This is a genomic window from Hymenobacter lapidiphilus, assembly GCF_013377885.1.
Classification (GTDB): Bacteria; Bacteroidota; Bacteroidia; order Cytophagales; family Hymenobacteraceae; genus Hymenobacter; species Hymenobacter lapidiphilus.
Genome location: NZ_JABKAU010000015.1, coordinates 53,352 through 65,457, shown reverse-complemented (window position 1 = coordinate 65,457; position 12,106 = coordinate 53,352). Strand labels below are relative to the sequence as shown.

The window sequence follows — 12,106 nt, the reverse complement described above, 5'->3', positions numbered from 1 at the left end:
CTGCCCCAAGTCGGGCAATGAGGTCCGTTGGCTTCCGATAGGCTGCCGGCTATCCATAATCCTATTTCGCGCTATATAGGGAGCAGGCCTGAAAGATATCCACAGCGCAAAACAACGGCTGGATGCTGTCAGTGGCTTTTTGCCACCCCCGGCCAGCGCTAATCCACATAGTTTTCCACGTATGCAGTGCCTGCACGCATAACCTGTGGATAATGGTGGGGAAACATGGGGATAATGCGTGGAGAAGTTGCGGACATCTTTTTTTGGTAGTCTGACCGCCCCGACAGCCCTGTTTTCCACTAGGGGGGTGGTGGATAAGGGTGGATAACTATCCCCTGAAATTCCCACAATCCACATCGGTCCCGGGCTGTGGATTGTGGATATCGGGATAAGTCCTGTGGATTGTGAAAAACTCAATTAATCGCCTGTAAACAAGCTACTTATTATCCACATACCCTGTTGGCAGACGGTGGATAAGTCTGGTCTTGTACACATGTTATCCCGACCGTGGATAACCTTCTTTTCTTATCCACTTATCAACAGCCCTAACGATGGGGATTAAAAAGATTTATTTAAAAAAATGTTTTTCAAAAGTTATTAAGCTTGTGGATAAGCAGGCCGGCTCCGGCTTCCTGCCCTGCACCCTGGTCGGAGCAGGGCAGGAAGCTGGAGCCGGTCGGCGCAACACCACTACGGCCGAATTTGCGAGTTTCGCCGCAACTGGGGCAGCCCCGCCGAGCGAAGCCGCGTATACAGGGCGTTACTCCCTGCCGGCGGTTGCCCGGCCGCCGCCTATGCCCTTCGACTACGACCTCGATTTCGCTGCCGTGGATTTCCGCCTTCACCCCGAACTGTATCGGGTGGGCAAGGGCGAGCAGGGGGTACTGCTGGTGCAGCCCTATAAAGGCGAGATTCTGCCCCACTGGCGCTTCCGGACGCCCGAGGTGGCCCAGGAGTCGGCCGGTACCATTTACGGGCTGTTTGAGGCCTACCTGAAGGCCCACGACTTTGTGGGCGCCGACATGGCCCGCAAGTTTCTGCAGATGGGCTACACCCGTGCCCGGCGCTACGCCAACCACCGCGGGGGCAAAAAGTACGACGGCCCCGTGCCCGACGACAAAAAGGGCCAGAGCGGTGCCCACGGCCGCGCCGAGCTGCCCCGCGCCCCCGAAGACCCCGTAAAAGCCGAATCGGCCGCCATCTTCAAGGCCAAGTGGGACGAAGCCCGCGCCCACCCCGATTACCAGGAGCAGCGTGCCGAATTCCAGGAGCGCTACGGCAAGTAGATTTTAAGCTTCAAGCTGAGAACTGTTAGCTAATAGCTTTTGTCGTTTTAGCCGTAGTACAGTGGTAATACAGTTACTGAACAAGCGCATATAAGCCGGAACACTGGTTCGCCTTACCTTTGAGCCACCGAAAGGCTGAGTACATCTGAATTCGTTCGTTAGCGTTTTCGCCAGACCAAAAGCGAACAGCTACCAGCCAACAGCCAAAAACTTTCACCCCCCTTTTCCCTAGATACCATGCAAACCCCCGCCCAACCATCCAGCACCGACGAACATGAAATCCGCCTCGGCATCGGCATGGGCCCGCTCAAGTTCGGCGCTTCCCAGGACGAGGTTCGCTCGCTGATGGGCGAGCCCGAGGAGATTGAAGAGTCGGAAGATGACGACGAGTTCGAGCACCAGGCCTGGAACTACCTCGACGAAGGCTACTCGCTTTACTTCGACCGCGAAGACGACTACCGCCTGAGCTGCATCGAAACCGACCACCCCGGTATCCGCCTCTACGGGGAAGCCATTCATGGCCGCACCCCCGAGCAGATTCAGGAGCTGATGCAGCGCCACGGCCACGAGCACAGCGAAATTGAGAAAATGGACACCGGGGAGATGCGTATTTCCTACGAAAAGGAAATGATTGACATGTATTTCGAAGATGAGGAGATGCAGTTCGTCAACTTCGGCGTCTTCATCGATGAGGATTTAGAGGTGCAGTGGCCCTCTTAAGCCGCAGTTATCCACAAAAATTAGGTTTTTAGCTGTTGATAAGTTGATAACTTCTTCATTTACCGTATTTTCACCGCTTTAGTAAACAGTTTTGGGACAGTTGCCCCATTCTGACACTAGGCTGAAAAACAGCTATTCAGCAAAAAAGCCGCTCCGAAATTCGGAGCGGCTTTTTATCTTATTCCAGGATACTACTAAGTAAATTAGCTCGGCATAATGGCGCGAAATAGCAGAAACAGCAGGCCCGAGAGCGTCATGGTTACGGGCAGCGTGAGCACCCAGGCCAGGGCAATGTTGCGCACCATTACAGGGTTCACGTTCTTCACGCCCCGGCTGGCCACCATGCTACCCGCAATCGACGAGGTGAGCACGTGGGTAGTAGAAGCCGCAAAACCCAGCGCCGAGCTGATGCCAATCATGGAGGCGGCTACCAGCTCGGAGGAAGCGCCTTGTGCGTAGCTAAGGTGCTCCTTGCCGATACGCTCGCCAATGGTTTTCACGATGCGCTGCCAGCCTACCATCGTGCCCACGCCCAACGACAGCGACACGATGATGAATACCCAGGTCGGGGCGTAATCGGTAAACGACTTGAGGCCTTTCAACCCGTCATCAAGCGTCTGTCGGTCGCGGGTGCTCAAGCGTACTTTGTCGCTGTCCTGGATGAGCTTGGCGCGGTTGGAAAGCAACAGAATGGCCTTGCGGATTTCAAAACGGTCGGACTGCGGAATCTGCTCGACCTTGGTCTTGCCTTCGAAAATACGGTCAAGGGCATTGGTCTGCACCCTGATTTCGGTCACCGTTTTCTGTTCGGCCTGGCTTAGCTCAGGTACGTTTACGCGGCTCATCACCTGCTCTACCCGTACCAGCGAATCGCGCATATCGAGCGGGTTTTTGGTGTGGTCGAGGGCGAAATAGGTGGGTACGATGCCGATGAGGATGAGCATAATCAGGCCTACGCCCTTCTGGCCATCGTTCGAGCCGTGGAAGTAGCTCACCAGCGTACAGGTAACTACCAGAATCAGCCGGATCCAGAGCGGTGGTGGCTTGTGCTTATGCGGCTCTTTAAAGATGGATTTATTGTTAATCGTCCGCCGAAGCAGGAACATGAGCAGAATGGTGAGCGTGAAACCGAAGGCTGGGCCAAGGAGAAGGGCTATACCGGTTTCGCCGGCTTTACCCCAGTTCACACCCGAATTGGTTACGCCGGGCAGAAAGCTGTAGGCAATACCCACACCCAGAATGGAGCCGATAAGCGCGTGCGACGACGACGAGGGCAGGCCGTAGTACCAAGTGCCGATGTTCCAGATAATGGCCCCGATGATGAGCGCACCCACCATGGCAATGCCGTGGTACACGTTGCCATCTACGAGGCTTTCAACGGGCAGCAGATACACAATGCCCATGGCCACGGCCACGCCGCCGGTGAGTACGCCGATGAAGTTCCAGAATGCCGACCAGATAACGGCCACCCAGGGGCGCAGGGCATTCGTGTAGATGACCGTGGCCACGGCGTTGGCCGTGTCGTGGAAGCCATTCACGAATTCGAAGGCGCAGGCTGCTATTAGGCATGCAGCCAGTAGCAGCAGCACATGAGGCTCTAAGCCGAACATAAGGGAGTAGTTGGGTGAGAAATAGGGAAAAACAGGCTCAAAGGTACTTCGCACCTAAGGCAGGGCAAGATTATGAAATTGTTACTGGTCCGGCCCATTGGCTGGCTGGAGTGCTAAACGCAGGATTGCCAGCCACGGCTGAAACATGCCTTCTGACCGTTGGCAGAGCCGTTTTGCACCAGGGTGCGGTTGCGGGCGAGGCTTTGGCTACTTTTGTCTGTCGTCACGCGCTTTGCCCGAAACGACTCTCCTCTCAACCCCGCATCTGCCATGAGCAACGCCCCCAAACCCGCCGCCGCGGCCACTACCGAAGGCACGCTGGCCAACATCGTGTCGCACGCCAAGGAGTACGGCTTCGTATTTCAGTCGTCGGAAATTTATGACGGCCTGGCCGCCGTGTACGACTACGGCCCCAACGGCGTGGAGCTCAAAAACAACCTCAAGCAGCTCTGGTGGAAAGCCATGACCCAGCTGCACCAGAACGTGGTGGGCCTCGATGCGGCCATTTTCATGCACCCGCTCACCTGGAAAGCCTCAGGCCACGTTGATGGCTTCTCGGACCCCATGATTGACAACCTCGACAGCAAGAAGCGCTACCGCGCCGACGTGCTGCTCGAAGACAAAGCGGCCGAGCACGAGAAAAACGGCGAAATAGCCCGCGCCGAAACCCTGCTGGCCGAAATGGGCCGCCTGCTGACGGCCGAAGACCTGGCCGGCGTCAAGCAGCTCATTATTGACGAGCAGATTCTGTGCCCCGTCAGCAAAACCGGCAACTGGACCGAGGTGCGCCAGTTCAACCTCATGTTCTCGACCCAGGTGGGCGCGGTGGCCGAAGATTCGAGCCAGATTTACCTGCGCCCCGAAACGGCCCAGGGCATCTTCGTCAACTTCCTGAACGTGCAGAAGTCGGCCCGCCAGAAGGTGCCGTTCGGCATTGCCCAGATCGGCAAGGCCTTCCGCAACGAGATTGTAGCCCGGCAGTTCATCTTCCGGATGCGGGAGTTCGAGCAGATGGAGCTGCAATTCTTCGTGCGCCCCGGCACCGAAGGCGAGTGGTACGCGCACTGGAAAACCATGCGCCGCCGCTGGCACGAGGTGATGGGCCTGCCGGCCGAAAAGCTCCGCTTCCACGACCACGAAAAGCTGGCCCACTACGCGAAGGCCGCCGTCGATATCGAGTATGAATTCCCCTTCGGCTTCAAGGAAATCGAGGGCATCCACTCGCGCGGCGACTTCGACCTGACCCAGCACCAAGCGCTGAGCAAGAAGAAGCAGCAGTACTTCGATGCCGACATCGACCCCGAAACCGGCAAGGCCTACGGCAACTACGTGCCCTTCGTGGTGGAAACCTCGGCCGGCGCCGACCGGCTGTTCCTGGCCACGCTCTGCCAAGCCTACCAGGAAGAAACCATTACCGAGGGCGAAGGCGAGCAGCAGCAAACTAAAACCCGTACGCTACTGAAGCTGCACCCGGCCGTGGCGCCAATCAAAGCCGCCATTTTCCCACTCGTGAAAAAGGACGGCATGCCCGAAAAGGCCACTGAAATTTTCAACAGTCTGCGCCACGATTTTCGGGTGATTATGGAGGAGCGTGACGCCATTGGTAAGCGCTACACCCGCCAGGACCTCATCGGCACGCCCTTTTGCATCGTGGTGGATGGCCAGACGCTGGAAGACGACACCGTAACGGTACGCCACCGCGACTCGCGCGAGCAGACCCGCATGCCCATCTCGGAGTTGCGCGGCTACATCGGCGAGGCCGTGAGCTTCTCGCGCATATTCGAGCAGCTGTAAACAGGAAGGCAGCCAGAGCTAAATCTGGCTGCCTTTCCCGAAAATAAAAGCTCAGTAAAGCAAAAAGCCCCTGACGTCCGTGCGGCGTCAGGGGCTTTGCGTTTGGTTGGGGCCTGCTTAGTTCTCGCTCAGCCACTGGGTGGCATCGTGGCGACAGGTGAAGTAGTTGAACTCGACTTGGGCCGGCGGCAGCGAGGAGGAAGCCAGCGAATTGCCAATTTGGTACTGGTACTGGCCTTCTGAAACGAGGGCGGCAATAAACAGGGATTGGTCGGGCTGTCGGGCTACTGCTTCGCCGAGCGGGGCCAGCAGTTCCTCTAGGTCGTCGGTGGGGGGGGCGTTGCGTTTGAGGTCGAGTAGCAGCCTGCCAATGTTCTGGGCCAGCATTTCCTCTAGCGCCAGCTGGTAGGCCTGGCCAAATGAAACCGACAGTCCGGTGGCCGTGTAGCTCAGCAGCAAGGTGGCCGAATCAGAATCGAAAGTGAGCGATGTATCGGGTGAATGGTACAATACCATGTTGATTTGAAAATAACAAGACAATATTCCGATAGTGCAATTGAAGGTAATTGCAACCATCTGAAAAAGGTGTGTTTACGGAAATGGTTGCGCAAAATGTTTCATATATTCCGAATAAAAAATGTTTCTCCTGAAATAATTATTCACCAAAGCAACTGTCCGTCCGCCACTTACTGGTTGATCCAGTCCCGCTACCTGAACCGGGTTGCGTACCTTTGCTGCATTTTAACGGTCTATGTGGCGGAATCTTGCCCTGTTTGTAATTAAGAACCGCCGGCTGCTGGTAGGGCTGCTGGCGGCCATTACGGTGTTTATGGCCTGGGAGGCGCGAAAAGTCGAAATGACTTACGACTTCGCCCAGGTAGTAGCGCCCGACGACCCGGACATGGTGTACTTCCAGCAGTTCAAGCGTCAGTTCGGCGAGGACGGCAACGTGCTCGTGCTGGGTATGCAGGACAGCTCGGTGTACAAGCTGGGCAAGTTCAACCAGCTCCGGCTGCTCACCGATACGTTGAGCAAGGTGGAGGGCGTGAACGGCGTACTGAGCGTGACGCGGCTGCCGCGGCTCGAAAAAGACACCGTCAACCGCACTTTCCGGGCTATGCCCATCTTCCGTGGGCCGCCCGGCTCACAGGCCGAGCTCGACTCGCTGATGCGGGTGGTGAACGAGCAGCAGTTTTATAAAGGCCAGCTGATTTCGCCCACCACCGGCGCCACGCTGCTGGCTCTTACCATCGACCCCAAGTACCTCAATTCGAGCCGGCGCGAGGCCGTAATGGCCGAAATTCTGGCCCACGCCCACCGCTTCGAGAAGGACACCCAGATTCGGCTGCACTACGCCGGCCTGCCCTACGTGCGGGCCACCATGACAACCAAGGTAGCGTCGGAAATGAAGCTGTTCGTGGGCCTCACCATCGTGATGATGGCCCTGACGCTGTTCATGTTTTTCCGGACCTGGTCGGCGGTGGTGTTTCCGCTGCTGATTGTGCTGATTGTGGTGACCTGGTGCATCGGGAGCATGGTGCTGATGGGCTACAAAATCAACCTGCTCACGGGCCTGATTCCGAGCATTATTATCGTTATCGGCATCCCCAACTGTACCTACCTGCTCAGCCGCTACCACTACGACTACCGCAAATCGGGCAACCAGGTGCTGGCCATGACGCGGGTGGTGCGCAAAATCGGCCTCGTTACGCTGATGAACAACACCACCACGGCCATTGGCTTCGTGGTGTTCTGCTTCACCAACATTGCTATTCTGTTCCAGTTCGGGTTGGTGGCCACCATCAATATCTACGTCGCCTTTCTGGTGTCGTTTATTCTGATGCCCATCATCTTCACCATTCTGCCGCCGCCCACGCCCAAGCAGCTGGATCACCTGGAGGCCAAGCCGCTCATCAAGCTGCTGGAGTTTTTCGATTACCTGGTGCTGGAGCGCCGCCGCACGGTGTACCTCACGACGCTGGCGCTGGGCATACTGGCTGCGGTGGGGGTGAGCAAGGTGAAGTCGGTGTCGTATATGGTCGACGATTTGCCCAAGGATTCGTCGGTGAATTCCGACCTCAAGTTCTTCGAGCAGCACTTTAATGGGGTGATGCCGCTGGAAATTGTGGTGGACACCGGCAAGGCAAAAGGCCTGCTGAAGCTCAAGAATCTGGAGCGCATCGACCGGCTCGAAAACTACCTGCGCACCCTCCCGGTGCTCACGAGTCCGGTGAGCGTGGTAACGGCCCTCAAGGCCTCCAATCAGGCCTTTTATAACGGCAGCCCCGACTTCTACCGTCTGCCCGATAACTCCGAGAAGAACTACATTTTCAGTTACCTGGCCCGCTCGCAAAGCCAGCCGGGGGCCGAGGGCAACCTCACCGGCAAGCTGCTCCGTTCGTTCACCGATAGTACCATGCGCGAGGCCCGCATCTCGCTCAAAATTGCCGACATCGGCTCGCAGAACCTCGACACGCTGCTCACCAACCAGATTCGGCCCGAAATCGACAAGATTTTCAAGGACACCGACCTTACCGCCCGTCTCACCGGCACCACCATCATCTTCACCAAGGGCAACGAGTTCCTGATCGGAACGCTCAAAAACAGCCTGCTGCACGCCTTTATCCTGGTGGGCCTGGTGGTCCTGATTCTGTTCCGCTCCTTCCGGACGGTGTTTTTCGCGCTGCTGCCCAACTTCTTCACCCTGCTGCTCACGGGCGGCATTATGGGCTATTTCGGCATCCCGCTCAAGCCTAGCACGGCTCTTATTTTCAGCATCGCGCTGGGTATTGATGGCGACAACTCCATCCACCTGCTGGCCAAGTTTCGGCAGGAAATGGCCATCAACGGCCGCCGAGTGCGGGCCGCTATCAGCACCACGCTGTCGGAGGCAGGCACCAGCATGATTTACACCAGCATCGTGCTGTTTCTGGGCTTTTCGGTGTTTGCCTTCTCCGAGTTCGGGGGCACCAAGGCGCTAGGCTTGCTCATGTCGGCCAGCTTGCTCATCACCAACTTCTCCAACCTGATTCTGCTGCCCTGCCTGCTCGTTACCTTCGAGCACGGCACCAAGGAAGAGGAAATCGACCAGTCCAGCATCCGCCACTACGACGACAACTACCACGCCGAGGACGACGACCTGGAGCTGGATTTGGCGAAAATGAAACCGAAAAGCAGCGGATAGCGCTTAGCTTTTCTTCAATAACTACACGAACGTCAAAAAGCTGACAGCTAACAGCTGTCAGCTAATAGCTCAACATAAAATGTCCTACCCCGAATACAAGCAGCCGCTCAACTACGGCCAGGTTGGCACCGATATCCTGGCGTGGTGGAAGCAAAACAGCATCTTTGAAAAGAGCGTGAGCAGCCGTGAAGGCCAGCCCACATTCGTGTTTTACGAGGGTCCGCCCTCGGCCAACGGCGCGCCCGGCATCCACCACGTGATGGCCCGGACGGTAAAGGACATCTTCTGCCGCTACCAGACGCTGCTCGGCAAGCAGGTGCCCCGCAAGGGCGGCTGGGACACCCACGGCCTGCCCATCGAGCTGCAGGTAGAGAAAGAGCTAGGCATCACGAAGGAGGACATCGGCAAGAAAATCAGCATTGAGGAGTACAACCAGCGCTGCCGCGAAACCGTGATGCGCTTCAAGGCCCAGTGGGACGACCTCACCGAGAAGATGGGCTATTGGGTAGACCTCGACGACCCCTATATCACCTTCGAGCCCGAGTACATCGAAAGCTGCTGGGCGCTGCTCAAGAAGCTTTACGACAAGGGTTTTCTCTACAAAGGCTACACCATCCAGCCCTACTCGCCGGCGGCCGGCACCGGCCTGTCGTCGCACGAGCTAAACCAGCCCGGCACCTACCGCGACGTGAAGGACACGACGGTGGTTGCTCAGTTCAAGGTAGTGCGGGATGCGGCTTCGGAGAAGCTGTTCGCGGCTGATGACGCCGCTCCACTCCACATTCTGGCCTGGACGACGACGCCCTGGACGCTACCGGCTAACACGGGTCTGGCGGTGGGTAAGAACATTCCCTATGTGCTGGTGCGCACATTTAATCCCTACACTTATGCTCCTATTCGGGTAGTACTGGCGGAGGCGTTGGTTGGTAAGCACTTCTCGGAAAAAGGCAAAGAGGCTTCGTTTGAGGACTTCAAGGCTGGCGATAAGGTGATGCCCTGGCGCATCGAAAACACCTTCAAAGGTGCTGACCTCGTCGGCATTAAGTACGAGCGTCTCTTCGGCCACGCCACCGGCTTCCCAGTTTTCGAAAACGAGGAAAACGCCTTCCGCCTGATTGTCGGCGACTTTGTGACCACGGAGGACGGTACCGGCATCGTGCATATTTCGCCCACGTTTGGCGCCGACGACTTCCGGGTGGCCCAGCAGAACGGTATTCCGGCGCTGATGGTAGCCGACGACGAGGGCAAGTTGAGCCCCATCGTGGACCGTACCGGCCGCTACGTGGCCCAAATGGGCGAATTCGGCGGCCGTTGGGTGAAGAACTACGATGGCCACGACCAGAGCGGGGCCGACTACAAAACCCTCGACGAAAGTATTGCCATCCGCATGAAAGGCGACGGCACGGCCTTCAAAGTGGAGAAGTACGAGCACACCTACCCGCACTGCTGGCGCACCGACAAGCCCGTGCTCTACTACCCGCTCGACTCCTGGTTTATCCGCACCACGGCCGTCAAGGACCGGCTCATCGAGCTCAACAAAACCATCAACTGGCAGCCCGCCAGCACCGGCGCCGGCCGCTTCGGCAACTGGCTCGAAAACCTGGTGGACTGGAACCTGAGCCGCTCGCGCTACTGGGGTACCCCGCTGCCCATCTGGCGCACCCAGGACGGCACCGAGGAAATCTGCATCGGCAGCATCGCGCAGATGAAGCAGGAGATTGACAAGGCCGTAACGGCCGAAATCATGACCCACAACCCCTACGCCAACGGCGAAAAGGTAGACCTGCACCGTCCCTACGTGGACGATATTTTCCTGGTGAGCCCCAGCGGCCAGCCCATGTACCGGGAGCCGGACCTCATCGACGTGTGGTTCGACAGCGGCGCCATGCCCTACGCCCAGTGGCACTACCCGCTCGAAAACGGCGAGAAATTCCAGAAGAATTTCCCGGCCGATTTCATTGCCGAAGGCGTGGACCAGACCCGTGGCTGGTTCTTTACCCTGCACGCGTTGGCCGTGATGCTGGAAGACTCTGTCGCCTACAAGAACGTGATGGCCAACGGCCTCGTGCTCGATAAAAACGGCAATAAGATGAGCAAGCGCCTCGGCAACGCCGTCGACCCGTTTGCCACCATCAGCCAATACGGCCCCGACGCCACGCGCTGGTACATGATTGCCAACGCCCAGCCCTGGGACAACCTTAAGTTCGACGTGGCCGGCATCACGGAGGTGCAGCGCCGCTTCTTCGGCACGCTCTTCAACACCTACTCGTTCTACGCGCTCTACGCCAACCTCGACGGCTTCCAGGCCCGCGAATTCGACCGGATTCCGCTCCAAGACCTGGGTGAGCTGGACCGGTGGGTGCTCAGCAAGCTCCAGTCGCTCATTCTCGAAGTGCTCGGCCATTACGACGCTTACGACCCCACCAAAGCGGCCCGGGCCATCCAGGATTTTGTGACCGACCAGCTCTCCAACTGGCACGTGCGCCTCTCGCGCCGCCGGTTCTGGAAGGGTGAGCTGACCGACGACAAGCGCGCCGCCTACGAAACCCTGCAACAATGCCTGGTAGTAGTTGCCCAGTTGATGTCGCCCATCGCGCCCTTCTTTGCTGATTGGCTTTATAAGAACATGACCGACGGAATGCGCGCCGAAGCCGTTGCCAAAAACACGCCCCTGGCTCCCGAATCGGTGCATTTAACGCTGCTGGTTGCCGCCGAAACCAACCTCATCGACAAGGCCCTGGAGGAGCGGATGGAGCTGGCCCAGCGGATTTCCTCGCTCACCCACTCGCTCCGCAAGAAGTCGGTGTTGAAGGTGCGCCAGCCGCTGCAGCGCATTCTGGTGCCGGTGCTGAATGACCGTACCCGCGAGCAGGTAGGCAAGGTCGAGGACCTGATTTGCGCCGAGGTGAACGTGAAGCATGTGGAGTTTCTCGACGATACCAGCGGCGTGCTGGTGAAGTCGGTGAAGCCCAACTTCAAGCGCCTGGGCCAGCAGTACGGGGCCAGGCTGAAAGCCGTGGGCGCCCGCATCCAGCAGATGACGGCCCAGGAAATCAGCCAGCTGGAGAAGGAGGGAAGCCTGACGGTGGAAATCGAAGGCGAAACCTACACCCTGGCTCCCGACGACGTGGAAATCCGCACCGACGACCTGCCCGGCTGGCTCGTGGCCACCGACGGCCCCCTCACGGTAGCCCTCGACGTGACCCTGACCGACGAGCTGCGCCAGGAAGGCGTGGCCCGCGAGCTGGTGAACCGCCTCCAGAACCTGCGCAAAGACAGCGGCCTGGAAGTGCAGGACAAAATCCGCGTGACGCTGGGCCAGCAGCCCGAGCTGGAAGCCGCCGTGCAAAGCTTCGGCGACTACATCAAAGCCGAAATTCAGGCCCTGAGTCTAGTCTTCGCGCCCGAAATCAGCGGCGCCACGGTGCTTGAATTCGACGAGTTTTCGGTGCCTGTGCAGCTGCAGGTGGCAACTGCCTGAGGCTGAAGCGCCAACCGCCGGCGCTAAACCG

7 protein-coding genes are annotated in these 12,106 nt (G+C 58.1%); 5 read left to right on the top strand and 2 right to left on the bottom strand.

Annotated elements, in window-relative coordinates; all coding sequences use genetic code 11:
• Positions 1-794: 794 nt before the first annotated feature.
• On the top strand, positions 795-1,286 hold the full coding sequence (locus tag HW554_RS10055; protein WP_176908453.1) for a DUF4385 domain-containing protein: 492 nt from the start codon (positions 795-797) through the stop codon (positions 1,284-1,286).
• 237 nt (positions 1,287-1,523) lie between these two features.
• A complete protein-coding gene (locus HW554_RS10050; protein ID WP_176908452.1) occupies positions 1,524-2,006 on the top strand; it encodes a hypothetical protein in 483 nt (160 codons plus the stop codon).
• Positions 2,007-2,209: 203 nt separating this feature from the next.
• Here HW554_RS10050 and HW554_RS10045 read toward each other — a convergent pair whose 3' ends face one another.
• Positions 2,210-3,616 carry an inorganic phosphate transporter gene (locus HW554_RS10045; RefSeq protein WP_176908451.1) on the bottom strand — a complete coding sequence of 469 codons (1,407 nt, stop codon included), beginning with the start codon at positions 3,614-3,616 and terminating at the stop codon, positions 2,210-2,212.
• Between the two features lie 270 nt (positions 3,617-3,886).
• Between HW554_RS10045 and HW554_RS10040 the strand changes: the two genes are divergently transcribed.
• Positions 3,887-5,410, top strand: coding sequence for a glycine--tRNA ligase (locus HW554_RS10040; protein ID WP_176908450.1), 1,524 nt, complete (start codon positions 3,887-3,889; stop codon positions 5,408-5,410).
• Between the two features lie 117 nt (positions 5,411-5,527).
• On the opposite strand, the gene HW554_RS10035 is transcribed toward HW554_RS10040, so the two are convergent.
• Positions 5,528-5,926, bottom strand: a complete 399-nt coding sequence (locus tag HW554_RS10035) for a hypothetical protein (protein ID WP_176897461.1) — start codon at positions 5,924-5,926, stop codon at positions 5,528-5,530.
• A gap of 235 nt (positions 5,927-6,161) precedes the next feature.
• Between HW554_RS10035 and HW554_RS10030 the strand changes: the two genes are divergently transcribed.
• Both HW554_RS10030 and ileS read left to right on the top strand, forming a co-directional pair.
• Positions 6,162-8,594, top strand: a complete 2,433-nt coding sequence (locus tag HW554_RS10030; protein ID WP_176908449.1) for an efflux RND transporter permease subunit — start codon at positions 6,162-6,164, stop codon at positions 8,592-8,594.
• Positions 8,595-8,673: 79 nt separating this feature from the next.
• On the top strand, positions 8,674-12,075 hold the full coding sequence (ileS, locus tag HW554_RS10025; protein ID WP_176908448.1) for an isoleucine--tRNA ligase: 3,402 nt from the start codon (positions 8,674-8,676) through the stop codon (positions 12,073-12,075).
• Positions 12,076-12,106 lie beyond the last annotated feature (31 nt).